Raw genomic sequence first — 24,162 nt, 5'->3', positions numbered from 1 at the left:
CCAAAAGGAAGTGTTATGACGCGTGACGACAATATTGCGGCGGCCACCCGGCCACAGACCTGGGACATGCTGGTGATCGGCGGCGGCGCATCCGGTCTGGGCACGGCGGTGGAGGCGGCCACGCGCGGCTACAGCGTGCTGCTGCTGGAATCCCATGACTACGCCAAGGGAACGTCCAGCCGCAGCACCAAGCTGGTCCACGGCGGCGTGCGCTATCTGGCCCAGGGCAACGTCTCGCTGGTGCGCGAGGCCTTGCACGAGCGCGGCCTGCTCAAGCGCAATGCCCCGCATCTGGTGCGTGATCTGGGCTTCGTGATCGCCGCCTACAAGTGGTGGTCCGCGCCGTTCTACGGCATCGGCCTGAAGATGTACGACCTGCTGGCGGGCAAGCTGAACCTGCAAAACAGCCGCTACATCAGTAAAACGGAGGCCCTGAAGCGTGCGCCTACCCTGAAGAAAGACGGTCTGGGCGGCGGCATCCTGTACTTCGACGGGCAGTTCGACGATTCCCGGCTGGCGATCACGCTGCTGCGGACCCTGGAGGACCACGGCGGCGTGGCGGTCAACCACGCGCCCGTGACGGGCCTGCTGATGGACGGCGGCAAAGTCGTGGGCGCACACTGGCGCGACGACGAGACCGGGCAGACCCATGAGGCCCGTGCCAGGGTAGTCGTGAACGCCACAGGCGTCTTCGTGGACGATCTGCGCCGCATGGAGGACCCGGCGGTGAAGCCGATGCTCTCGCCCAGTCAGGGGGTGCATGTGGTGGTGGACCGTCATTTTCTGCCCGGTGACAGCGCCCTGATGGTTCCCCGCACCGACGATGGCCGCGTGCTGTTCGCCGTGCCGTGGCATGACCATGTGGTGATCGGCACCACCGATACCCCCGTGCCAGACGTGTCCTGGGAGCCGCGCGCCCTGCCCGAGGAAGTGGATTTCATTCTCAAGACGGCGGCGCAGTACCTGGACCCCGCGCCTGGCCGTGCCGACGTGCGGAGTGTCTACGCTGGCCTGCGCCCGCTGGTCAAGGCTGCCGAGGGCACCGATACCAAGGCCCTGTCGCGCGATCACGTCATCCGCATCTCGGCGGGCGGCATGCTCACCCTGACCGGGGGCAAGTGGACCACCTACCGCCGCATGGGCGCGGACGCCGTGACCCGCGCCGCCGAACTGGTGGGCCTGCCTGCACGCATGAGCCTGACCGAGGGCCTCAGCCTGCACGGGGCCACCCACGACGATCTGCCCGAACCCTGGAAGGTCTACGGCACCGATGCCGAGCGGATCAAGGCACTGCCCGGCGCGTCCGTGCGGCTGCATCCCGAACTGCCTTACATGGAAGCAGAAGTGCGCTGGGCCGCGCAGCAGGAGCAGGCCCGCACCGTGGAGGATGTGCTGTCCCGTCGCACCCGCGCCCTGCTGCTGAACGCCCGCGCCAGTGCCGACGCCGCACCGCGCGTGGCCGCGATCCTGGCCGAGGAACTGGGTCGGGATGAAGCATGGCAGGACGCACAAGTGAAGGCTTACCGGGAGCTGGCGGCGGGCTACATGCTGCCCGGCGGAGTCGTTTCTGCGGATGCGGTGGGCCGGGAAAAGATGGAAACCCGCCCGGCCTGAGCGCAGCTTCAGATAGAACAGGAAGGTGGAGCCGCCCGGAATTTGGAGTCCGGGCGGTTTTTTTGGTGCTGATCCCTGAACGTATCAAGTAAACTTGGTACGGTAGGGTGATGCCCTTCCAGCCGCTCGACCGGGACCAGCCAGACGTGATCATGATGTGCCGGAACTGTCAGGCAGAGTGGCTCATTTATGAACAGCAGATCGGGCTTTCTATGCCCTGTCCAGCCTGCCATAGCGTGGTCCACCCCCAATACCAGGGCAGGACGAAGGGGGAAGGGCATGGGTGTCAGTTGTCGTTCAGCACCTTTAAGCGACTGCTCAACACCCCGGACACTTCAGCAGATTTCATCCGGCTTGTCGAACACCTCCTTGACCTCCGGCATGAAGGTGACCTTTGCTTCGTGGACGTCTCCGGCCACGAAGTGGAAGCAGGGGAAGCGCACTACCGCATCCAGAGCCAGGAGGCGTCCCAGGGCGCGATGTACAACAGGGCCATGAACATCATTCGTTAGTACTGTCATGGCAGGCCGACTTTATGTGAAGTCAATTCTCGAACTCCCATTTTCCTCTTTCTAGCCTTACGTGAGAGGAGGTAGGAACGTAGCGACGGAAGGGTAAGGGGTCCACCGGGTAGGCGGCGACCTGAATCAAGAATCTATCCCACCGCCCCATAGAGCCACCCGCCCGCTAAACTGACCTCCACCCCAGGAGGTTTTCCCTTGTTCCAGCCCCAATTTGAAGCCCTGCCCCTGCCCGAACTGCGCGCCCTGCAACTGCGCCGCCTTCAGGACATGGTGGCCCGGCAGTACGAACACGTTCCCGCCTACCGCGAAAAGTTTGACGCGGCGGGGGTCAGGCCGGATGACCTGAGAACGCTGGAAGACCTGATCCGCTTTCCGTTCACCCGCAAGGTGGACCTGCGCGACAATTACCCGCTGGGCCTGTGCGCCGTGCCCCGTGACACCCTGCGCCGCCTGCACGCCAGCAGTGGCACCGGGGGCAAGCCGACGGTGGTGGGCTACGACGCCCACGATCTGGACATCTTCGCTGAGGTGGTGGCCCGCAGCCTGTACGCGGCGGGGGCGCGGCCCGGCATGGTGTTCCACAACGCCTACGGCTACGGCCTCTTCACGGGCGGGCTGGGGCTGGACGGAGGCGCGCGGCGGCTGGGCCTGTGTACCGTGCCCGTCTCCGGTGGCGGCACCGAGCGGCAGGTGGGGCTGATTCAGGACCTTGCACCCGAGGTGATCGCCTGCACCCCCAGTTACGCCCTGGTGCTGGCCGAGGCGCTGGAACGCCAGGGAATTGCGCCAGAAGACAATTCCCTGAAATACGCCGTGTTGGGCGCGGAACCCTGGGCCGAGAAGACCCGCGCCGAGGTCCAGAAACGCCTGGGTGTGACCGCCACCAACATCTACGGCCTCTCCGAGATCATCGGCCCCGGCGTGAGCAACGAGGACGCCGCCGAGCAGAGCGGCAGTTACATCTGGGAGGACCATTTCTACCCCGAAATCGTGGACCCTGATACCGGGGAAGCGCTGCTGGACGGCGAATGGGGCGTGCTGGTCCTGAGCAGCATCAGCCGCAGCGCGTTGCCGATCCTGCGCTACTGGACGGGGGACATCACGCGCCTCCTGCCCGGCGAGAATAAAACGGGCCGGACAATGCGGCGCATGGACATCATCCGGGGACGCAGCGACGATCTGATCATCCTGCGCGGCGTCAACGTCTACCCCACTCAACTGGAAGCTGTGCTGGTCAGCCTGGGGCAGGTCAGCCCGCATTACCACGTCACCCTGACCCGCACCGGCCCGATGGACGAGCTGACCTTGCAGGTAGAGGCCGAGAGCGAGGCCGTCACCCTGCGCGACGAGATCGTGCGCCTGATCAAGACACAGGTGGGCGTCAGCGTGCGCTGCGAACTGTGCGTGCCGGGCAGCCTAGCCCGCAGCGAGGGTGGCAAACTGCGCCGCGTGACGGACCTGCGCGGCGAGCGCTAGGACTGTTTGAGCCGTCCATTGATCCGCCCCATGCAGCCCACCGACGAGGCGCGGCTGGGAGAAATCGCGTACCAGACAGGATTCTTTGGAGCCAGCGCCGAAACATACTTCCCGGACCCACAGCTTTTCGCAGACCTGTGGGTGCGGACCTACTTCCGATTGCCGGATTCGGTGGGCTACGTGGCCCAGGTAGGGGGCGACGTGATCGGCTACATCGTCGGCTCGCTGAACGAGGCCGCGTATCGGCGGGTGCTGGGGCGCGTGGTGGCGGATACGGTGCTGCCCGGCGTCCTGACCCGGCGTTACGCGCGCCCTCTCGCCGCCCTGCCGTATCTGATCCGCACCCTGCGCTACCCGTCGCCGCACGCCTCCGAAACCGGGTTCCCGGCGCATCTGCACCTGAATCTGCTGCCACAATCGCGCGGGCTGGGGCTGGGGCGCGGGCTGCTTCAGCGCTATCTGGAGCGGTTGCGGGAACTGGGCGTGCCCGGCGTGCAACTGTCCACCACCGACGAGAACGAGGCGGCGCTGGGCCTGTACAGAACAGCGGGCTTCACCGTCGCCGCATCGGAGCAGACCGAATTGTGGACGCCGTGGCTGGGCCGTCCGGCGCGGCAGATGAGCCTGACCTGCGATCTTGGAATCCAGCCTGGAAGCGCATGCAAAGGCAAAGGCTAGAACACCGCGCCGGGTGTGGAGGACGTGAACTGGGAAGCTGACAGTCCACTTCCTCCCAGATCGGGGCCTGACCGACTGTGCTGACAGTTGGGCCGACTGTCGTGCCAGATGAGGCCGGCGCTGTCAGGGTCTGGTGACGGCATCCGCGCTAGTGTCCGGGCAGCATGACACGGCTGGAGCAACAGAGATCAACGTATTCAGTCGGGGGGGGAGGCTGGCGGCGCATTCTGCTGCTGGCCATCCCGGTGGCGGCGCTGGCATTTTTCCTGGGCGTATGGCTCGACCCCCTGAGTGGGCAGGGAACGGTTTTTGACCAGTGGACCTATCCCGCGATGTCGGTGGGTCTGCTGCTGCTCGAACTGGTGTTGTGGCGCAGGGAGCGCTCCACCAACTGGGTGACCACCAGCATGGTGCTGCTGTCCTGTGTGTTCTTCCTGTCCAAGCTGATCTATGTGCTGTATTTCTTGCCGCCCGGTCTGTCCATCCAGGCCGAGATGACCGAATCGTTCTTCTGGATTCCGGCGGTGTACATGCTGGCCCTGCTGATTCCCAACCTGAAGGCGGCGCGTGTCATCACATTCATCTTCTTCGCGGCCATGACGCTGGTCAGTGTCGGATACGCGGTCCTCACCGGCTGGACCATGCAGAGCAGTGGCGTCCTGTTCGCACTGATCGAGATGCTGCTGGCCAACCTGACGCTGCTGACCCTGACCCAGGCGTTCATCGGCTACAAGGATCGGCTCTCGGCCATTCAGGCGCAGGCCGACGCGCTGGAGCAACTGGTCCACACCGACCTGCTGACTGGCCTGCCCAGCCGCCTGAGACTGGAGCAGGAGCTGGGTGAGGCTGTGGCGCATGGTGAAGCCTTCACGCTGCTGTTTATCGATGTGGACGGCTTCAAGATGGTCAACGACACGCTGGGCCACAGCTCGGGCGATCAGGTGCTGCGTGAATTTGCCGGGCGGCTGCGTTCCAGTCTCCGAGCGCAGGATCTGGCGGCCCGCATCGGCGGGGACGAATTCGTGGTCATCCTGCAGGGGGCCGCCCCCACCTGGGCCGCCGCCCTGGCCCAGCGGCTTCTGGCCGAGCTGGCGCGGCCCTTCACGGTGCGCGGCCAGCAGGTTCAGCTCAGTGCCAGCATCGGCATCAGTGTGTTCCCGGAAGACAGCCGGGACGCCGAAACCCTGCTGCGGCACGCGGACGCCGCGATGTACCAGATCAAACGGACGGGGCGCAACGGCGTGAGGCGTTTCGACGCGGCGCTGGACGCCGAGCTGGAGCGCACGGTCCTGCTGACCCGCGAATTCCAGTTCGCGCTGGCCCGTGAGCAGCTCACGCTGGTCTTTCAGCCGATCTACCACCTGGAAACGGGGGAGATGGGCAAGGTGGAGGCCCTGCTGCGCTGGACCCATCCCGAGTTCGGTATGGTCTCGCCCGCCGTCTTCATTCCCATCGCCGAGTCCAGCGGCCAGATCATGCCGGTGGGCCGCTGGGTGCTGGAGCGGGCCTGCGTGCAGGCGCGGTGCTGGCGCGAAGACTACGGCTGGGCCGGAACGGTCACGGTGAACGTGTCGTCGGTCCAGTTCGCGCAGCCGGGGTTTGTCGACGAGGTCAAGGCCGCGCTGCTGCTCAGCGGTCTGCCCGCCCACAAGCTGGAACTGGAACTCACCGAGGGCGCGGTGATGCAGGACCCGGCGCTGGTGCAGGCGGCCCTGCGCGGCCTGCGGCGGCTGGGCGTGGAAATCACCATCGACGACTTCGGCACCGGCTATTCCTCGCTGGCGTACCTGCGCGATCTGCCCATCGGCTGCGTCAAGATCGACCGCTCGTTCATTGAGGACATCGCCTCGCCTCGCCGCGCCCCGCAGTACGCCGTGGCACTGATCACGGCCATCGTGGGCATCGCACGGACCCTGGACCTTCAGGTGGTGGCCGAGGGTGTCGAGACGGCGGGGCAATTGGAGGCGGTCCGCAGTTTTGGCTGCGATTTCGGCCAGGGCTATTACTTTGCCCGGCCCCTGGACGCCGCGAGCCTGACCGAACTGCTGGACCGTGGGCAGCCTGAAGCCGCAACAGCCCACCACAAGCGGCTGAACTGAGCTTCGGGGTCATCAGGGCCGTGGGGTCTGGAGTCTGGGGAAGATAGCCCACGGTGTTTGCAGCCGCACGCCATATCTTGAGGAACCCCAACCCATCCCCGGAGGCTCCATGTTCCCCAGCGTCATACCCATGCCTTGCCCTGTTACGCCGCAGCCCGTCCATCCTGCCGAGCTGCTTCGCCGCATCTGTGTCCGTCCGCCGTACTTTGCCCTGGAACACCTGCACCTGGACGGCCAGGACCTGCTAGCCGAGGTCCAGGCGGAATTGCCGCAGAGTGCAGAACTCGGTCCCATTCAGGGCGCGGAACTCAGCCGCCACGCCGCTATCGCGGGCCTGTGCGTGGCCGCCCTGGCCCAGCCGGACGATCAACGCCGCTACTACCTGGCCCAGCGCGCCCGCTACCGGGGCTTTGTGGGCGACGCCCCCTACGGCTCCAGGGTCACGCTCAGGGCCACCCTGCTGGGCCTGACCCGGCGCGAGGCCACCGCCCGCATCCAGGCCGTTGCAGGTGGTCAGCCGCTGGCCGAGGTGGAGGTGCAGTACACCATCCTGACCGACAATGCCTTTGCCCGGCTGTTCCGCTCGCGCGAGCGCCCGGAGTTCGTGGCCCAGACCCTGGACCGCATGCCACTCCTGCCGGAAGGGCACGTCTCTCATTCGGGCGACACCTGGAGGCGCCATATTTCCGAGGTGCCCGCCGCCGCCTGTGCCGGGCACTTCGAGCGGTATCCGGCCATGCCGGTGGCCATCCTGATGGGCCAGCTCTCGCAACTTGCCGGGCTGAGCCTGGGCGAGGGCCAGCCGTTCTGGATTCCGCAGGCCACTGTCGAGACCCAGGACTTCTGCTGGGCCGGGGAATCGGTGACTTTCGAGGCGCAGGCCACTGCCGCTCAGGAACCCCTGCACCACTTCGCGTGTCGGGCGGTGGCCTCGGACCGCACCGTGGGCCAGACGCAACTGACCTTGCAGCGCCGCGTCAGCTTCGAGTGATACGGATTCCGTCCGCAACGCGGCAAACATCGGAACAGCGCCGATTCCCGCACTTCCCGCCTGGAACCTGTTTGAAAGGCGGGTAGTGAACGAGCGGGTTGCAGCCGTGTTGCTGCCGTTCAGGGTGTGGTCACTGCGCTGGAGGACTGCTGGAGAAAGAGTCGGGAACGCGCCTTCAGCACACCTGTATGACCCGCAGCCCCTTCAATGCCCCCAGTTTACGGATCTGGTCCGCGATGTGTCCCACGCCCACCGCACAGTGGTGCGCCGGCCCCTGGGCGTTCCAGGCTTGCACAAATCCCCGCGCGCCCAGTGAAAAGCGGTAGCGGCTGTTGGTGTTGCCGATTTCCAGAATGGGGCCGGGTACGGACTCACCCTCGGCCACCAGCAACTTCAGGCTTCCGCCGTCCTCCACCACCGAGAGCAGGGTCACGGGGCCGCAGCGCACGGACATTTCCACACTCAGGCCGCTGCCCACCTTGCCGTGGTAGACCGCCAGCGGGCGCACCTTCGTTTTGCCCTGCGCGATGCCCACATGGCCGGGACCATCGTGGCCCATCAGCACCACGTCGTCCGCGAAGTCCAGCGCGTAAAACTCGGTGAATGAACCGCCCGCGCCGAAGGCCTCCATGATCTTCATGGCCTGGGCGTTCTTGACCTCGTATTCCCCGGCCACCGGAATGCCGCGTGCAGTCAGCAGCGAGCAGCCCAGAATCACCGAACCCATCACGTCTTCGTTGTCGCTGCCAGGGGTTCCCTCGGCGTAGTAGGCCAGCGAGGTCAGGCCATGCTTTTCGACAAACTGGTCCAGAGCCACGCTGGTGCGGGCGGCGCGGGCCAGTTCTTCGGGGGCGCAGTCGGGTTGAACTTCAAATTCCCGCTGAAAATCCTGAACGCGCTCTGCTGCCTCCACCTCTCCAACCTCTTTACGGAGAGCCGCCAGCTCGTCCAGCTCCACGATCTGAATGTGGGTGCCGAAGGCGATGGCCTGCAAGGTCAGATCGCTGTAGATGTCGAGCATGCCGTTGTAATAGTGGCCCATCACGCCCAGGCGGCCATGTTCCATGACGTGTGCCACGCGCGCCGCTTCCAGCCAGCCATCCACTTCCTGCCAGACATGCGGATCACCGTCCAGCACGCCCGTCACCTGATGAAAGGGAATGCCCGCGCGGGTAAACACGTTGGCGATTTCCGGCACCGGGCAGGCGGCGCAGTAAGCCAGCCACTCACCCGTCATCTTTGTTCTGTCGCCTAACGTGTTGAAACTGGCGTAGTCAATCGCTGCCGTGGGCTGCAAATTCAGGATGACTACTGGAACCCCGGCACGCTGTACAGCGGGCAGCACGGTGGAGGACAGCGCGTAGGTGGTGGCGTACAGGAAAATGATGTCCACATCGGCCTGTCTCAGTTGGTGCCCTGCTTCACGCGCCCCGGTGGGCGAGTCGATCAGGCCCAGGTTGACGACTTCCACGCCGGGACGCTCCAGCCGCGCGGCCACCTGCGCCACGTAGCCTTTCAGGCGTTCTTCCAGCCCCGGAAACTGCGGCCAGTACGTGTCCAGCCCGATCCCGAAGAGGCCGACTTTGAATGGATGGTGGGGCATGGGAACCTCGCTGATGTTGATGGAAAGGCCGCCCAGTCCGGTGATGGACGTGGGCGGCGGGGTGAAAGTTATTCGGTGTTAGGGGGTAGGCCCCACGGTTTAACCCCTCAGTCGGCTGCGCCGCCAGCTCCCCTCAAGGGGAGCCAAGAGGTGCAATTGATCTTGCCACGCAGGAATCTCCTTGCCTCCCCTTGAGGGGAGGTGCCCCGAAGGGGCGGAGGGGTTAACCGTGGTAGCCAACCCTGCAACACAGGCTCGACATCATCCTCAGAAATCGAACTTGTCGATGTTTGCCTTGTCGAAGGTGTAGGGCGGCCCCAGCACAACCTCGCCGTCCTTGCCCACGGTGTACTTGCCCAGCTTGCCCGCCATGAACGTTTCGCCCTGCTTGCCGGTGATCATGCCGCTGGCGAGCGAGGCCGCCGCGTAGGTGGCGAGGTAGCCCACATCGCCGGGGTTCCACAACTGGAAGGCGGTGACGGTGCCGTCCTTGACGAAGGCGCGCATCTGGTTGGGCGTACCCAGGCCGGTCAGGGCCACCTTGCCCTTGCTGGGGCTGGTGGACAGGTAACGCGCGCCCGCCGAGATGCCGACGGTGGTGGGCGAGATCACGCCTTTCAGGTTGGGGTACGCTTGGATCAGGCCCTGCATTTCCGTGAAGGACTTCTGATCGTCGTCGTTGCCGTAGGCGATCTTGACCAGTTTCATGTCCTTGTACTTGGGCAGCTTCAGCTCTTCTTCCATCCACTTGATCCAGGTGTTCTGGTTGGTGGCGTTGGGCGTGGCGCTCAGAACGGCGATGTCGCCCTTGTAGCCAATCAGCTTGCCCAGCAGTTGCACCTGCGCGCGGCCAATGCCCTCGGAGTTGGCCTGGTTGATGAAGAGGGTGCGCCCCGACACGGCGGTGTCGGAATCCATCGTGACGATCTTGACCCCGGCCTGCTTGGCGCGGTTGAGGTACGGCAACAGCGCGTTGGCATCGTTGGCCGCCAGAACCAGCGCGTCCTGGCGCTGCGCGATGGCGGTGTTGATGTAGCTGACCTGGCTGCTGGCCCCTGCATCGGACGGCCCCACAACTTTGGCGACGGCCCCGATTTCCTTGGCCGCGTCCAGGCCGCCCTGCGTCTCGATGACGTTGTAGGGGTTGTTGATGTTTTTGGGCAGCAGCGTGATCTTCAGGCCCTTCTTGATGCTGGTGGGAGCCTGGGCGAACGACAGGGTGGACAGGCCGAGGGCCAGGGCGGACAACAGCAGAATGCGCTTTTTCATAACGAACCTCCGAAGGGAGAGAGAAGGGGGCGGGTGAAGGGGTTTCTGGACGGAATGCCCTACTGGATCACGGAGTCGCCTTTGATTCGGCGGCGTTGTTGGTAGGTGCGGAAATGGGTCAGAAGGTTGGGCACCAGCACCGAGCCGATCAGCAGCAGCCCGGTCACGATGGTCAGGATTTCATTGGACACGTCCAGGATGGTCAATGCGCCGTTGATGATACCGATCAGGAACACGGCGGCCACCGTTCCCACCACGCTGCCGCGCCCGCCGAAGATGCTGACCCCGCCCAGCAACACGGCGGCGATCACGCTCAGCTCGAAGCCGCTGGCATTGTCGGCGCGGGCGCTGGCAAAACGGAAGGTGTAGACCGCCGAGGCCAGAGCGGCCATCAATCCCGACAGCACAAACAGCGAGAGCTTGACCCGCTCCACCTGAAGTCCCGAAAACCGCGCGGCGATCTGGTTGGCCCCAATCGCATACAGCGAGCGGCCAAACGGCGTGGCGTGCAACACGATAATGGTCAGGATCGCCAGCACCGCGAACAGCGCCATCGGCAGTGGGATCAGCGTGCTGGGGACGTTGCCGAAGCCCAGGTTGGTGTAGAAAGCCGGGAAGTCCGCAATCGCCTTATCGCCCAGCAGCACGTAGGCCAGCCCCCGGTACAGCGCCAGCGTGCCAATCGTGACCGCCAGCGACGGCAGCCCCAGCCGTGTGACCAGCAGGCCGTTGAATAGCCCCGCCAGTCCCCCGGTCACGAATGCCGCCAGAATCGCCAGCGGCATTGGCACCCCGGCGGCGAACAGCACGCCGATGACCGCGCTGCACAGGCCAAGGATCGACGCCACCGACAGATCGATCTCGCCCACGATGATCAGCAGGGTCATGGCCAGCGACATCAGCGCCACCTCGCTGAAATTGGCGGTCAGGAAGGAGATGTTGGAGCTGGTGAGGAAGTCGGGTGACAGCAGGCCGCCGATCAGCAGCGCTGCGCCGACGAGGATGATCAGGGAGAACTCCCAGCCCAGCAGACCCTTGAAGCGGTTCACGATTTGCGCTCCTCTTGCAGGCGTTTGGCGGCGCGGCGCGACACCAGCATGTCGATGCTGATGGCGGCCAGCAGCAGTGCGCCCTGAATGGCCTGCTGGTAGAAGCCGGGGGCGCGCAGGGTGACCAGGGCGCTGCCCATCACGCCCAGCAGCAGTGCGCCCAGACCCGCGCCCAGCAGCGTGCCGACGCCGCCGTTGATGCTCACGCCGCCCACCACCGCTGCCGCGATCACCTGCAACTCCAGCCCCGTCCCAGCGGTAGCGTCTACCGTGCCGAAGCGCGCCAGATACAGCACGCCCGCTAGACCCGCGATTGCCCCGCTGAGGACAAACCCGGTCATGGTGCGCCGCGTGACGTTGATCCCGGCCAGTACGGCGGCCTCGCTGTTGGAGCCGACGGCGTAGTACTCGCGCCCGCCCCGGTATGAGCGCAGGTAGAACGCGAAGCCGATCAGCACCGCCACCGCCAGCAACACCAGATTGGGCACGCCCAGCACGCTGCCGGTGCCGAAGCCCAGGAAGCCCGGCGGCAGGTTGGAAGCGTTGATCTGCCCGCCATGAACCACCGCGTAGGTAATGCCCCGGAACACGTACAGCGTCCCCAGCGTGGCGACCAGGGCCGGAACCTTGCCGTAAGCGACGAGCAGGCCGTTGACGCTGCCCAGCACCGCCCCCAGCCCCAGCCCGAACAGCAGGGCCAGCGGTACCGGCATTCCAGGATTGGCGACGAACAGCGAGCCGGTCAGAAAGGCGCTGAGGCCCACGGTGCTGCTCACGCTCAGATCGACGTGTTTCATCAGCAGCACCAGCGTCTGTCCCACCACCAGCAGGGCGATGATCGACACGTTCAGCAGCAGATCGCGCACGCTGCCGAAGCTGAGGAATAGCGGATTGATCACGGCAGTTCCCAGCGTGACCAGCAGCAGCAGGCCCACCAGACTGACCTCGCGGGCCATCAGCAGGCGGCTCAGCCAGCCGGGGGAAGCTGGGGCGGAGGCGGCCACAGAACGTTCGGTCACGCTGCACCCGCCTGTTTGGCCCCGGCCCGCTGCCCCGTTGCCAGATACATCACGGCTTCCTCGTTGGCCTCCGCGCGGCTCAGTTCACCCACCAGTTGTCCCTCGCGCATGACCAGAATACGGTCTGCCATGCCCAGCACTTCGGGCAAGTCGCTGGAGATCATCAGCACGGCCAGACCAGAGGCCGCCAGTTCCGCCAGCGTCTTATGCACCTCGGCCTTCGCACCCACGTCCACACCGCGCGTCGGTTCGTCCACGATCAGCACGCTGGGATTGGTGGACAGCCATTTCGCCAGCACCACCTTCTGCTGGTTGCCGCCCGACAGGCTGCTGACCGGATCGCTCAGGCGGTGCGCCTTGAGCTGGAGTTTGCTCGTCCAGTTCTGCGCGTTCTCAGCCTCGGCCTTGCGGTTCATTAATAGGCCACCCGTCAGGCGGTTCAGAATGGCGAGGTTGGCGTTGCGCTCGATGCTCAGGTCCATCACCAGGCCCTGCTGGCGGCGGTCTTCGGGCACCAGGCCCAGCCCAGCGCTCATGGCAGCACGGGTGCTGTTCGGCGGAATTACAGCGTCGCCGATGCGAAGCTCGCCCCCGCTGCGCGGATCGATGCCGAAGATGGCGCGGGCCACCTCGCTGCGCCCGGCCCCCACCAGCCCGGCCAGCGCGACGATCTCGCCCCGACTCACGTCGAAGGAAATATCGGAGAACATTTTCGGCTGGCTCAGGTTGCGGACGGACAGCGCCACCTCCCCCAGAGTCATCTCGCCGCGCGGGTACAGGTCACCCAGTTCGCGGCCCACCATCTGCTTGACCACCAGATCGGTGTCGTAGTCGCTGATCGGCCCGCTGCTGACCCAGGTGCCGTCGCGCATGACGGTCACGCGCTGGCACTCGGCAAACACTTCTTCCAGCCGGTGCGTGATGAACAGCACCGCCGCGCCGCGTTCGCGCAGGGCGCGCACCACCCGGAACAGCCGGTCTGTCTCGGACAGGGTGAGGGCCGCCGTCGGCTCGTCCATGATCAGCACGTTGGCGTTCAGCGACAGTGCCTTTGCAATTTCCACCAGTTGCTGATCGGCGATGCTCAGGCCGCGCACGGGCCGCGAGGGATCGAGGGCCACGCCCAGTTCGCGCAGCAACTCCGTGACGCGGGCGTTCATGGCGCGGGTGTCGATGCGGCCCAGTCCGGCCAGGGGCTGCCGTCCCATCAATACATTCTCGGCCACCGACAGATCGGGAAAGAGGGTGGGTTCCTGGTAAATGATGGCAATTCCTGCTGCCGTCGCCTCACCGGGCGAGTGGAAATCGGCGCTCTGGCCTGCCACCCTCAGCGTGCCGCCCTCGCGGCGGTGAACCCCGGCCAGAATCTTGACGAAGGTGCTTTTGCCCGCGCCGTTCTCGCCCAGCAGCGCGTGCGCTTCGCCGGGGTACAGCTTGATGCTCACGTCGGAGAGCGCCTGAACTGGCCCGAAGGACTTGCTGGCATGGCTGAGGGTCAGCAGCGGTTGGGTGGTTTGAGGTTCAGTCAAGATGAAACACCTCTTCCAGTTGCAGGAAGCCCTCGTCCGGGTTGCCGTCCAGTTCCACGAAAAACGGGGCCATCTCGCTTTGCCAGCGGGCATTCACGTCGCGCTGTGACATGCCTTCGCGGGCGGCCTGAAGATCGGGCGTTTCAAAGTAACCGATCAGCAGGCCGTCGTCTTTCAGAAACAGCGAATAGTTATGCCAGCCCGTCTCGCTCAGGGCCGCGAGCATCTCCGGCCACACCGCGCGGTGGCGTTCCCGGTACTCCGCGAGGCGCTCCGGGCGCACCTGGAGCAGAAAACAGACCCGTTGTGGTTGGGCAGGATGGGACATCAAAGACTCCTGAGAAAGTGAAGGGCCGCCGGGGCCTGGCTGGGTTGAGGTACGGAAAGTATCTAAGCACAAGCCCACACAACATTGCAAGACCCTGTTGCATTTTGTGACTTTGATGTTAGGATACCGCCATGCATTCAGAGATCATGGCTCCCCTGCCGGGGCGTCAGCAGGACATCTTGCGCCGTGCCCTGAGCGATAAGGTGGTGCGGATCAAGGATCTGGCCGCCGACTTCGGCGTTCACGAAATGACCGTGCGGCGCGATATCGATGCGTTGTGCGAACAGGGCAAACTGCTGCGCGTCCACGGCGGCGCACAACTGCTGGAGCGCACCGCCGAGGAACTGTCGCAGTCCATGCGCGCTTCTCAGAACGTGGACGCCAAGGAACGCATCGCCCGCGCCGCTTTGAATCTGATTCAGGACGGCGATACGGTGGCGCTGGACGCCAGCACGACGAGTCTGGCGCTGGCCCGCCTGTTGCCCGCCCGGCAGGTTCAGGCGATCACCTGTAGTTTGGACGCCGCCAATGTGCTGGCCGCAGGCGGCGTGCCCTTCCTGATGGCGGGCGGCAACTTTCACGCTCCGGCCCGTTCGTTCGTGGGCGCATTCTTCACCGACACCATCGAGCGGCTGCACCCCGATCTCGTCTTTTTTTCAGCAAAAGGCTACACGCCGGACGCCGGATTCACCGATCCGCATCTGCCCGAGGTGGGCGCGAAACGGGCGCTGGTCCGCAGTGGCAGCAGCGTGGTGGCGCTGGTGGACAGCAGCAAGTTTGGCCGCAAGGCGCTGGCGACGATTGCCGATCACAGCGATATCAACACCCTGATCACTGACGCCGAACCCGACGCCGAACTGAAATCCCGCCTGGACAACGACGACATTCAACTGATCGTGGCCCCGTAATGCCCAGCACGGTGATGCCCGCTCTCTGGAGGAACCTATGAACGCCGATCTTCTGACCGCCCTGCAAGCCCAGCGCATCGAAACGCCGTCGTGGGGCTACGGCAACTCCGGCACGCGCTTCAAGACCTTTGCCGCCCCCGGCGCGGCCCGCGACATCTGGGAAAAGCTGGACGACGCCGCCGAGGTCCAGCGCCTGACGGGCATCGCCCCCGGCGTGGCCCTGCACATTCCCTGGGACGAGGTAGAGGATTATTCGGAATTGAAAACCTATGCCTCAGCGCGTGGCCTGCATATCGGCGCAATCAATCCCAACGTGTTTCAGGACGAGGAATACAAGCTGGGAAGCGTCACCAACCCGGACGAGGCCGTGCGCGAACAGGCCACGGCGCACCTGCTGGACTGCGTGGAGGTCATGAAACAGACCGGCAGCCGTGACCTCTCGCTGTGGTTTGCCGACGGCACCAACTACGCTGGGCAGGACGACTTACGGGCGCGAAAACGACGGATGCGTGCGGGGTTGAAGACGGTTCACGACGCGCTGCCCGACAACGCGCGAATGCTGGTGGAATACAAACTGTTCGAGCCAGCTTTCTACGCCACGGACCTTTTCGACTGGGGCGCGGCGTACTCACATTGCCTCGCCATCGGGGAAAAGGCACAGGTTCTTGTCGATCTGGGGCACCACGCGCAGGGCGTGAACATCGAGCAGATCGTGGCCTTTCTGCTGGACGAGGGGCGGCTGGGCGGCTTCCACTTCAACGCCCGCCGCTATGCCGACGACGATCTGATCGTGGGCACCACCAACCCCTTCGAGCTGTTTTGCATCTACGCCGAACTGGTCTCCGGCGCGAATTCGGCGGACGACGTGACCCGCCGCACTGCGCAGAACGTGGCCTACATGATCGATCAGAGCCACAACATTGAGCCGAAGGTGGAGGCCATGCTGCAAAGCGTTCTGAACTGCCAGGAAGCCTACGCCGCCGCCCTGCTGATCGACCGCGATCTGCTGCGCGAGGCCCAGGAGAGGGGCGATGTGCTGGCCGCCCACCGGGTCCTGACCGACGCCTTCAAATCAGATGTGCGCCCGCTGCTGCGGGAGCTGCGCGGCGAACTGGGATTGCCGCTCGATCCGATCAAGGCGCACCGGGACAGCGGCTATCAGGCCAGAGTTGCGGATGAGCGCGGGACCCAGACGGGCGGCGGCGGCTATCCGGTCAGGGAAAAGGCTGGAATCGTCTAAAGCCTTTCTCTTTGCTCCTCCCTCCTTGCGGGGGAGGCTGGGAGGGGGGAAACGAAGCGCCCTCCCAGCGCCACTCCTCACTCTCAAGCTCCAAATCTCTTAAAGCTGCTGCCGTCTCTCACCCCGATCAAGGAGCTGCCCACATGACCGAAACCCAGACCCGCACCGCCTCCACCCGTCCTGGCCTGCCTGAAAACCACTGGAACGACGACGCCGCGCCCAAATCAGACGGCCTTGCCAGCCTGACCTACCGCTCCAACCTGCTGGGCGCGGACCGCACGCTGGTCAACATCTACGGCGGCAACACCAGCACCAAGAGCGTCGAAATTGATCACCTGGGCCGCGACGTGACGGTGCTGTGGGTCAAGGGTTCGGGTTCGGACATCGCCAGCATCACCGAGAAAGGATTTGCCGGACTGAAGCTGGACGAGGTCTCCCCCCTCTTTGACCGCCCTAACATGAGCGACGAGGAGATGACGGCGTATCTGGACCGCACGGCGTTTGAAGTGGGCCGCCCGCGCCAGAGCATCGAGACGCTGCTGCACGCTTTCGTTCCGGCCAAGCATGTGGATCACACGCACCCGGACGCGATTATCGCCATCGCCTGCACCCCCAACGGCCCCGACATCATGCGCGAGATTTACGGCGACAGGGCGGCGTGGGTGGACTATATCCGCCCCGGCTTCACCCTGAGCCAGCAGATCGGCGCGGCGGTGCGCGACAATCCGGGGCTGGAAGCCGTGGTGATGGGCAAACACGGGCTGGTGACCTGGGGCGACACGTCGAAAGAGAGTTACGAATTCACCCTCAAAATCATCGGCGAGGCGCAGGCATATCTGGACGCCCACGCCGAGGCCCAGCCCTTCGGCGGCGCGAAAGTCCAGAGCGTTTCGGACGAGGAACGTGACGCCTTATTATTCAGCGTTCTGCCCATTCTGCGCGGCGCGATGAAGGGGGCGCGTCCGGTGATTCTGGAAGTGGACACCTCGCCGAACATCATGGAATTCGTCAACTCCAACGCTGCCGCCGAATTGTCGCAGGTGGGCGCGGCCTGCCCGGATCATCTGGTGCATACCAAGCGCGTGCCGCTGTACCTGGACTGGACCCCGGAACAGGGACTGGACGCCCTGAAAACTGCCGCGCAGGAGGGCGTGACCCGCTTCAAGACCGAGTACGCCGCGTATTTCGACGGGAATAAGGGAGACGGCGACGTGATGTTCATGCCCGCGCCGCGCGTGGTATTGATTCCGGGGCTGGGCATGGTCAACAGCGGCCCGGACGCTCAGGGGGCCGACGTGTCGCGCCAGCTCTACACCCGCGCCATTCAGGTCATGAAATCGGCCAGCAGTCTGGGCGGCTTCGTGTCATTGAGCGCCGCCGAGAGTTACGCGATTGAATACTGGCCGCTGGAACTGTACAAACTGAGCCTCAAGCCTGCGCCCAAGGCGCTGGAGGGGCATGTGGCCCTGGTCACCGGTGCGGCCAGCGGTATCGGGCGGGCGATTGCCCACCGGCTCGCGGCGGACGGCGCGCACATCGTTATCGCCGATCTGAACGCAGACGGTGGACAGACGGTGGCGGATGAGGTCACCAAAGGGCGCGGCCACCGCCGGGCCACCGCCGTTTCTATGAACGTGACTGAGGAGGGGCAGGTCACCCATGCGTACCAGCACGCCGTCCTGACCTACGGCGGCGTGGACATCGCCGTCAATAACGCCGGAATCGCGTCCAGCGCCCCCATCGAAGACACCAGCCTGGAAATGTGGAACCGCAACCAGAGCATTCTCTCCACCGGCTACTTTCTGGTGGCCCGTGAGGCATTCAAGCTGATGCGGGCGCAGGCCACGGGCGGCAGTCTGGTGTTTATCGGCAGCAAGAACAGCGTGGCGGCGGGCAAGAACGCGGCGGCCTACAGCGCGGCCAAGGCGGCAGAGTTGCATCTGGCCCGCTGTCTGGCCGAGGAAGGCGGCGCGGCGGGCATCCGGGTCAACTCGGTGCTGCCCGACGGCATCCTGGCCGGAAGCAGCATCTGGGACGGCAAGTGGCGGGCCGAACGCGCGGCGACGTATGGCCTTCAGCCCGATCAGCTCGAAGAGTTCTACCGCAACCGCACCACCCTCAAGGTCAATGTGTTCCCCGAAGATATTGCCGAGGCGACGTACTGGCTGATCTCGCCCGCCGCCGCGAAGACGACGGGCGGCGTGATCACGGTGGACGGGGGCGTGCCGACAGCGTATGTGCGCTGAGGCGAGTTCGCTACGCTCACCACCCCCTCTGCTCCGCAGCTTTGCAAGTCTGTCGCTACGCGACATCTCCCCCATGAAGAGGGAGAAGAAAAACAAGGACTGCGTTGTCAGCTCCCTCCCGCTTTATGGGGGAGGGTTGGGGAGGGGGTAGGCGAGCATGGCGTCCCAAAACCAATCCAATCAAAACAGCCACGAGTCCCACGCCACACGCCGCTTCATTGCCATTGACCTGGGTGCTTCCAGTGGCCGCGTCGCCCTCGGCACGCTGGAAGGCGGCAAACTCCAGGTCGAGATTCTCCACCGCTTCCCCAACGGCGGCGTTCCGGTTCGCGGCCAACTTTACTGGGACATCCTGGGCCTGTGGCGCGAGGTCCTGCACGGCCTGAAACTGGCGTCGCGGCACGGCGAGATCGCCAGTGTGGGCGTCAATTCCTGGGCGGTGGATTATGGCCTGCTGGACGGGCGCGGCGACCTGCTGGGGCAGGTTCACCACTACCGCAGCCCTCGCCTGAGCGGCGTGATGGAGCGCGTGCGGGCGCAACTGTCCGACGAGCGGATTTACGACGCCACTGGCATTCAATTTCTGCCCTTCAACACCCTGTATCAGCTTGCCGCCGAAGCGCCCGAACATCTGGTCCGCGCGCAGACGATGTTGATGGTGCCTGACCTCCTCCACTTCTGGCTGTGCGGTGTGGCCGTGACCGAAAGGACGAACGCCAGCAGCACGCAGTTTTTCAATCCGCAGACTGGAACGTGGGCGGCGGAACTGCTGAACGCGCTGGAGATTCCAACTGGAATACTGCCGCGCATCGTCGAAGCTGGCAGCGTCCTGGGCGAACTTTTGCCAGAGGTGTCCCGCGAAACCGGGCTGGGCGGCGTTCAGGTCATCATGCCTGCCACGCATGACACTGCCTCTGCCGTCGCCGCCGTGCCTGCCGAGGGTACAGGCTGGGCCTATGTGTCCAGCGGCACCTGGAGTCTGGTGGGCATCGAGACGCCCCAGCCGGTCATCACACCGCGCACACGGGCGGAAAACCTGACCAACGAGGCAGGCGTGGGTGTTGATGGTCAGGGGGCAACCACCCGACTTCTCAAGAATGTGATGGGCCTGTGGATCATCCAGCAGTGCAACGAGGGTTGGGGATTGGAATACGGCGAACTCTACGCGCAGGCGCAGGCTGTCGAGGGAGGCCCGCTCATAGACCCGGACGATGCCCGATTTTCACCGCCTGGCGCGGATATGCCCGTGCGCGTCCAGACTTATTGCCGCGAGACGGGTCAGGCGGTGCCACAGACGCCCGCAGAGATCACCCGCTGCGTGCTGGACAGCCTGGCCCACAGAACGGCGCAGATTCTGGACGTGCTGGAAGACGTGAGTGGGCAGCCCATCAGCACCGTTCATATCGTGGGCGGCGGTTCGCAGATCGGCGTTCTGAATCAGCTCATCGCCGATGCCAGCGGCAAAACGGTGGTCGCTGGCCCGGTGGAGGCGACGTTGATGGGCAATCTGCTGATTCAGGCGGGCGCGTCCCTGCCCGAAGCGCGTCAGATCGTGCGAGATTCGTGCGACTTGCGGACGTTTCTCCCTCGCCAGAGCGCGCCGCACGCGGTAGAGTCGAGGTAGACCTTCACATGCAAATAGACCTGTTTATAACGTGTATTAATGACGCCATGTTCCCGCGCACCGGGCAGGCCACCGTGCGCCTCCTGGAGCGGCTGGGCCAGACCGTGCGCTTCAACGCCAACCAGACCTGTTGCGGCCAGATGCACCTGAACACCGGCTACCGCGACGATGCCCTGAAGCTGATCCGAAAATTCGTGGACGACTACCGCGACTCGGAGGTGGTGGTGATGCCCAGCGGCTCCTGCGCGGCGATGGTGCGCGAACTGTACCCGGAGGCGGCGAAATGGGGCGGCGATCAGGACTTGCTGCGCGAGGTGGAGGAACTGGCCCCCAGGGTGTTTGAACTCAGCGAGTTTCTGGTGAACAAGCTGGGCATAGACGACGTGGGCGCGTACTATCCGCACCGTGTCACCTATCACCCCACCTGCCACGCCATGCGCGTGCTGCGCGTGGGCGACGCGCCCCTCAAACTGCTGAGAAACGTGCGCGGGATGACCCTGCTGGAACTGGAAGGCAGCGAGGAGTGTTGCGGCTTCGGCGGCACCTTCAGCGTCAAAAATCCCGACGTGAGCGCCGCCATGCTGGCCGACAAGACCCGCCACATCCTGGATACCGGCGCGGAGGTCTGCACGGCTGGCGACAATTCCTGCCTGCTGCACATCGGCGGCGGGCTGCACCGCCTCAGAAGTGGCGCGGGCACGGTGCATCTGGCCGAGATTCTGGCGAGTACTGAAGGGGAGGTCTTCGCATGAGCGGTCTGCACCCCGCAAAACCCTTTCCCGAAGCCGCCCGCGACAAAGTGAATCAGCCGCAACTGCGTGCCAACCTCCGCAAAGTGACGCACACCATCCGCGAGAAACGGTTGCGTGCGGTGGGCGAACTGCCGCACTGGGAGGAATTGCGCGTGCTGGGCGAGGCCACCAAGGACGCTAGCCTAGCGAACCTGAGTGACCGCCTGCTGCAACTGGAAGCCAGCGTGAAGGCCAGAGGCGGTCAGGTTCACTGGGCGCGCGACGCGGCGGAGGCCCGCGAGATCGTGGTCCGCATCGCCCAGGCCCATCAAGTCGATGAGCTGATCAAGGTCAAGAGCATTACCAGCGACGAGATCGAGCTGAACGCGGCCCTGCAAGAGCGCGGCATCCACGCCATCGAGACCGATCTGGCCGAGCTGATCGTGCAACTGTCTCACGACACGCCCAGCCATATTCTCGTTCCCGCCATCCACCGCAACCGCGCCGAGATTCAGGCGCTGTTCAACAGGGAATTGCCCGGAGAGGGGAGCTTGAGCGATTCGCCTGCCGAACTCGCCGGGGCCGCGCGGCGGTATCTGCGCCATAAATTCCTGACCACCAAGATGGCCGTCTCAGGCGTCAATTTCGCGGTGGCCGAAACGGGAACGGTGTGCGTGGTGGAATCCGAGGGCAACGGGCGCATGTGCCTCACGCTGCCCGAAGTGCTGGTCAGCATCATGGGCGTCGAGAAGGTGCTGGAGAAATGGGAAGATCTGGCGGTATTTATGGAGCTGCTGCCCCGCTCCAGCACCGCCGAGCGCATGAATCCCTATACCTCGTTCTGGAGCGGCGTGACGCCAGGGGATGGGCCGCAGGAATTTCACCTGATCCTGCTGGACAACGGGCGGACGGAGGTGCTGGCCGACGCCACCGGGCGGCAAACGTTGCGCTGCATCCGCTGTTCGGCGTGCCTGAACGTCTGCCCGGTCTACGAGCGCACGGGCGGCCACGCCTACGGCAGCGTGTATCCCGGCCCCATCGGCGCGATCCTGACCCCGCAACTGCTGGGTATGGCCGACAAGAACGCCAACACCCTGCCCGGCGCGTCCAGCCTGTGCGGCGCGTGCTTTGACGCCTGCCCGGTGCGGATCAACATTCCCCAGGTGCTGATCTACCTGCGCGGCGAGGTAACTGCCGAAAAAGGCGTGACCGCCGAGGCGCTGGCAATGAAAACGGTGGGCTACGCGATGAGTTCGGGCTGGCGTTTCGAGGGCGCGCTGAAGCTGGCGCGTGTGGGCCAGGGGCCACTGGTCAAAGGCGGCGAGATCACCTCCTTACCCGGCCTGCTGGGCGGCTGGACCCAGAGCCGTGACTTGAAAGCCGTACCGCCGCAGAGTTTCCGCGAGTGGTGGAAGGAAAGGGAGCAGGGCAGTGAGTAACGCCGAGGCCAGATTGGAGATGCTGACCCGCATCAACCGCGCGGTGTCAGGCGTGGAGGCTCCGGCGTTGCCCGCCTACCCGCAGGGCCAGCGGTTGGAGCATGAAGCCATGTTGCATCAGTTTCAGGACCGCATCGAGGACTACCGCGCTTCCTTCGTGCGCGTCCCTGCTGCCGAGGTCATGGAAGCTGTGGAAGCCGCCCTGGCCGGAGCAAAACGCGTGCTGGTTCCCGCCGGACTCCATCCCGATTTCCTGCCCTCGGGATTAGAGTTGCTGCGCGACGATCCTCCGCTGAGCCATGCCGGGCTGGACGGCGCGGAAGCCGTGGTCACGGGCTGCGCGGTGGCGATCAGCGAGACGGGCACCATCATTCTCGATCACGCTCCCGATCAGGGCCGCCGGGCGCTGACGCTGATTCCAGACCTGCACATCTGCATTATTCGCGCCGAACAGATCGTGCAAAGTGTGCTGGAGGGCGTGCAACTGGTAGAGGCCAGTGTGCAGGCGGGCCAGCCCCTGACCTGGATCAGCGGCGGCAGTGCCACCAGCGATATCGAACTGGTGCGGGTGGAAGGGGTGCATGGGCCGCGCCGGTTATGCGTCGTGGTGGTGGACCAGATTCCCGTTCATTGACGGTCCCCACCGCCCCTGACACTCTGAGATCAATCGCTCGGCGCTGCCTGAAAAATGCACAAAGCCGAACTGATCGCCGCCCGCTCAACGCGTTTTCGTCACCTTGCTCAGCAGCGGTGGCGCGTCGGGGTTCAGGCCGCGCCCCAGTGCCAGATGCGCGGCGAACAGGTAGAAAGCCAGGGCGCTGGGCACCGTGTCGGTCAGAGCGTGCCCTGTCGTGGGGGTCTGCAAGGTGCTGCCCGCTGCTGGCCCCAGCGTCCGCAGGTCTGCTCCACCCGCGCGCAGATCGGCGTATGCAGCTTCTGTCGCAGGCCACGCGGCGTCGTTGGAGGTAAAGCCCAGCAGGGGCAGCCCCTCGGCCAGCAATCTCTTGGGGCCGTGACTGAACTCGGCGGCGCTGTACGCCTCGGCGTGGATGCCGCTGGTTTCCTTGAGCTTCAGGGCGGCCTCCTGCGCCACGCCGTAGTGCAGCCCGCGCGCCAGAATGAGCAGGTTCTGCGCAAAGCTGTAGCGTGCAGCCAGGGCATTGGCAGCGTCTTCCAGCTCCAGCGTGCGCCGCAGGGCGTCCGGCAGGCTGTTCAGCGCCTCTTTCAGCCTGCCGTCCGGTCCCAGCTCCGCGATCACGGGCAGGAAGGCGGTCAGGCTGGCCAGATAGCTCTTGGTGGCCGCCACCGCCCGCTCCTCGCCGCAGCGCAGCGGCAGCACGAACTCGGCGGCCTGTGCCAGATCGCTGTCCTCCACGTTGACCAGGGCCACCGTCAGCGCTCCGCCCTCGCGTGCCATACGGACATTTTCCACCACGTCCGGGCTGGCCCCGCTCTGTGACACGGCGATCACCAGTGCGCCGCGCAGGTCCAGCCGCGCCCCATACAGCGTGTGGACACTTGGCCCCAGAGAGGCCACCGGCAGCGACAGCTCGGTTTCCAGCGCGTACTTCAGGACCGTGCAGGCGTGATCGCTGCTGCCACGCGCGATGGTCACGGCGTAGGGCGGGCGGCGTTCGCGCAGCACCTGTGCCAGTGCCCCGGCAGCGTCTGAGTTCTCGCGGAACTGCCGGGCGATCACGTCGGGCGTCTGGCGGGCTTCCTGGAGCATCAGCGGATCGGGGTTGGGGGAAGAGGTCATGCCGGGTGCTGTCATGCTGGGTACTGTAGTCAATTT

The 24,162-nt window shown here is 65.1% G+C and carries 20 protein-coding genes; 13 read left to right on the top strand and 7 right to left on the bottom strand.

The window, feature by feature from the left end:
• Positions 1 to 15: 15 nt before the first annotated feature.
• The 6 genes from BOO71_RS13935 to BOO71_RS13910 all read left to right on the top strand — a co-directional run bounded on the left by BOO71_RS13935 (position 16) and on the right by BOO71_RS13910 (position 7,382).
• Positions 16 to 1,614 (top strand): glycerol-3-phosphate dehydrogenase/oxidase, encoded by a 1,599-nt coding sequence (locus BOO71_RS13935; protein WP_075833351.1) that lies wholly within the window; start codon positions 16 to 18, stop codon positions 1,612 to 1,614.
• Positions 1,615 to 1,850: 236 nt separating this feature from the next.
• Positions 1,851 to 2,126: a hypothetical protein gene (locus BOO71_RS13930; protein ID WP_139322939.1), complete on the top strand. Its 276-nt coding sequence runs from the start codon at positions 1,851 to 1,853 to the stop codon at positions 2,124 to 2,126.
• A gap of 207 nt (positions 2,127 to 2,333) precedes the next feature.
• Positions 2,334 to 3,614 carry a phenylacetate--CoA ligase PaaK gene (gene paaK / locus BOO71_RS13925; RefSeq protein WP_075833347.1) on the top strand — a complete coding sequence of 427 codons (1,281 nt, stop codon included), beginning with the start codon at positions 2,334 to 2,336 and terminating at the stop codon, positions 3,612 to 3,614.
• A gap of 6 nt (positions 3,615 to 3,620) precedes the next feature.
• The gene (locus BOO71_RS13920) at positions 3,621 to 4,292 is read left to right on the top strand and encodes a GNAT family N-acetyltransferase (RefSeq protein WP_254843166.1); all 672 of its coding nucleotides are present in this window, start codon (positions 3,621 to 3,623) and stop codon (positions 4,290 to 4,292) included.
• Between the two features lie 164 nt (positions 4,293 to 4,456).
• On the top strand, positions 4,457 to 6,391 hold the full coding sequence (locus tag BOO71_RS13915) for a putative bifunctional diguanylate cyclase/phosphodiesterase (RefSeq protein ID WP_075833343.1): 1,935 nt from the start codon (positions 4,457 to 4,459) through the stop codon (positions 6,389 to 6,391).
• Between the two features lie 130 nt (positions 6,392 to 6,521).
• The gene (locus BOO71_RS13910) at positions 6,522 to 7,382 is read left to right on the top strand and encodes a hypothetical protein (RefSeq protein WP_075833404.1); all 861 of its coding nucleotides are present in this window, start codon (positions 6,522 to 6,524) and stop codon (positions 7,380 to 7,382) included.
• Between the two features lie 175 nt (positions 7,383 to 7,557).
• Here the strand turns inward: BOO71_RS13910 and BOO71_RS13905 are convergent, their stop codons facing one another.
• From BOO71_RS13905 to BOO71_RS13880, 6 genes are all read right to left on the bottom strand, one after another.
• Complete coding sequence (locus BOO71_RS13905) at positions 7,558 to 8,985, bottom strand: arabinose isomerase (RefSeq protein ID WP_075833341.1); 1,428 nt, start codon at positions 8,983 to 8,985, stop codon at positions 7,558 to 7,560.
• A 267-nt stretch (positions 8,986 to 9,252) separates the two neighbouring features.
• Complete coding sequence (rhaS, locus tag BOO71_RS13900) at positions 9,253 to 10,254, bottom strand: rhamnose ABC transporter substrate-binding protein (RefSeq protein ID WP_075833339.1); 1,002 nt, start codon at positions 10,252 to 10,254, stop codon at positions 9,253 to 9,255.
• A gap of 59 nt (positions 10,255 to 10,313) precedes the next feature.
• Complete coding sequence (locus BOO71_RS13895; RefSeq protein ID WP_254843165.1) at positions 10,314 to 11,303, bottom strand: ABC transporter permease; 990 nt, start codon at positions 11,301 to 11,303, stop codon at positions 10,314 to 10,316.
• Entirely contained in the window at positions 11,300 to 12,322 is a 1,023-nt protein-coding gene (locus tag BOO71_RS13890; protein ID WP_075833337.1) for an ABC transporter permease, read from the bottom strand. The genes BOO71_RS13895 and BOO71_RS13890 overlap by 4 nt, the downstream gene beginning before the upstream one ends.
• The gene (locus BOO71_RS13885; RefSeq protein WP_075833335.1) at positions 12,319 to 13,851 is read right to left on the bottom strand and encodes a sugar ABC transporter ATP-binding protein; all 1,533 of its coding nucleotides are present in this window, start codon (positions 13,849 to 13,851) and stop codon (positions 12,319 to 12,321) included. The genes BOO71_RS13890 and BOO71_RS13885 overlap by 4 nt, the downstream gene beginning before the upstream one ends.
• The gene (locus BOO71_RS13880; protein WP_075833333.1) at positions 13,844 to 14,179 is read right to left on the bottom strand and encodes an L-rhamnose mutarotase; all 336 of its coding nucleotides are present in this window, start codon (positions 14,177 to 14,179) and stop codon (positions 13,844 to 13,846) included. Before BOO71_RS13880 ends, BOO71_RS13885 begins: the two co-directional genes overlap by 8 nt.
• Positions 14,180 to 14,310: 131 nt before the next feature.
• Here BOO71_RS13880 and BOO71_RS13875 point away from each other — a divergent pair, with 131 nt between their 5' ends.
• From BOO71_RS13875 to BOO71_RS13845, 7 genes are all read left to right on the top strand, one after another.
• Positions 14,311 to 15,087, top strand: a complete 777-nt coding sequence (locus BOO71_RS13875) for a DeoR/GlpR family DNA-binding transcription regulator (RefSeq protein ID WP_075833331.1) — start codon at positions 14,311 to 14,313, stop codon at positions 15,085 to 15,087.
• Between the two features lie 37 nt (positions 15,088 to 15,124).
• Complete coding sequence (gene rhaI / locus BOO71_RS13870; protein WP_075833329.1) at positions 15,125 to 16,327, top strand: L-rhamnose isomerase; 1,203 nt, start codon at positions 15,125 to 15,127, stop codon at positions 16,325 to 16,327.
• A 143-nt stretch (positions 16,328 to 16,470) separates the two neighbouring features.
• Entirely contained in the window at positions 16,471 to 18,573 is a 2,103-nt protein-coding gene (locus BOO71_RS13865) for a bifunctional aldolase/short-chain dehydrogenase (RefSeq protein WP_083653425.1), read from the top strand.
• 157 nt (positions 18,574 to 18,730) lie between these two features.
• Complete coding sequence (locus BOO71_RS13860; protein WP_075833327.1) at positions 18,731 to 20,197, top strand: rhamnulokinase; 1,467 nt, start codon at positions 18,731 to 18,733, stop codon at positions 20,195 to 20,197.
• Positions 20,198 to 20,205: 8 nt separating this feature from the next.
• Positions 20,206 to 20,949, top strand: a complete 744-nt coding sequence (locus BOO71_RS13855) for a (Fe-S)-binding protein (protein ID WP_075833325.1) — start codon at positions 20,206 to 20,208, stop codon at positions 20,947 to 20,949.
• Positions 20,946 to 22,367, top strand: a complete 1,422-nt coding sequence (locus tag BOO71_RS13850; RefSeq protein WP_075833323.1) for a lactate utilization protein B — start codon at positions 20,946 to 20,948, stop codon at positions 22,365 to 22,367. The genes BOO71_RS13855 and BOO71_RS13850 overlap by 4 nt, the downstream gene beginning before the upstream one ends.
• Entirely contained in the window at positions 22,360 to 23,001 is a 642-nt protein-coding gene (locus BOO71_RS13845) for a LutC/YkgG family protein (protein ID WP_254843164.1), read from the top strand. The genes BOO71_RS13850 and BOO71_RS13845 overlap by 8 nt, the downstream gene beginning before the upstream one ends.
• 84 nt (positions 23,002 to 23,085) lie before the next feature.
• Here BOO71_RS13845 and BOO71_RS13840 read toward each other — a convergent pair whose 3' ends face one another.
• Complete coding sequence (locus tag BOO71_RS13840; RefSeq protein ID WP_439823026.1) at positions 23,086 to 24,141, bottom strand: SIS domain-containing protein; 1,056 nt, start codon at positions 24,139 to 24,141, stop codon at positions 23,086 to 23,088.
• Positions 24,142 to 24,162 lie beyond the last annotated feature (21 nt).

Origin of the sequence: Deinococcus marmoris (assembly GCF_001949125.1) — a bacterium.
Lineage (GTDB): Bacteria > Deinococcota > Deinococci > Deinococcales > Deinococcaceae > Deinococcus > Deinococcus marmoris_A.
Note: the sequence above shows the minus strand (reverse complement) of the source record. Positions and strands in the feature narration are given on the sequence as shown.

Bases quoted from the DNA above. Each gene is read 5' to 3' on its own strand.
- BOO71_RS13910 (WP_075833404.1), top strand. From the start codon at position 6,522: ATGCCTTGCCCTGTTACGCCGCAGCCCGTCCATCCTGCCGAGCTGCTT.
- BOO71_RS13880 (WP_075833333.1), bottom strand. From the start codon at position 14,179: ATGTCCCATCCTGCCCAACCACAACGGGTCTGTTTTCTGCTCCAGGTG.
- BOO71_RS13850 (WP_075833323.1), top strand. From the start codon at position 20,946: ATGAGCGGTCTGCACCCCGCAAAACCCTTTCCCGAAGCCGCCCGCGAC.
- rhaI (WP_075833329.1), top strand. From the start codon at position 15,125: ATGAACGCCGATCTTCTGACCGCCCTGCAAGCCCAGCGCATCGAAACG.
- BOO71_RS13905 (WP_075833341.1), bottom strand. From the start codon at position 8,985: ATGCCCCACCATCCATTCAAAGTCGGCCTCTTCGGGATCGGGCTGGAC.
- BOO71_RS13855 (WP_075833325.1), top strand. From the start codon at position 20,206: ATGCAAATAGACCTGTTTATAACGTGTATTAATGACGCCATGTTCCCG.
- BOO71_RS13935 (WP_075833351.1), top strand. From the start codon at position 16: ATGACGCGTGACGACAATATTGCGGCGGCCACCCGGCCACAGACCTGG.
- BOO71_RS13860 (WP_075833327.1), top strand. From the start codon at position 18,731: ATGGCGTCCCAAAACCAATCCAATCAAAACAGCCACGAGTCCCACGCC.
- BOO71_RS13875 (WP_075833331.1), top strand. From the start codon at position 14,311: ATGCATTCAGAGATCATGGCTCCCCTGCCGGGGCGTCAGCAGGACATC.
- rhaS (WP_075833339.1), bottom strand. From the start codon at position 10,254: ATGAAAAAGCGCATTCTGCTGTTGTCCGCCCTGGCCCTCGGCCTGTCC.
- BOO71_RS13865 (WP_083653425.1), top strand. From the start codon at position 16,471: ATGACCGAAACCCAGACCCGCACCGCCTCCACCCGTCCTGGCCTGCCT.
- BOO71_RS13915 (WP_075833343.1), top strand. From the start codon at position 4,457: ATGACACGGCTGGAGCAACAGAGATCAACGTATTCAGTCGGGGGGGGA.
- BOO71_RS13840 (WP_439823026.1), bottom strand. From the start codon at position 24,141: ATGACAGCACCCGGCATGACCTCTTCCCCCAACCCCGATCCGCTGATG.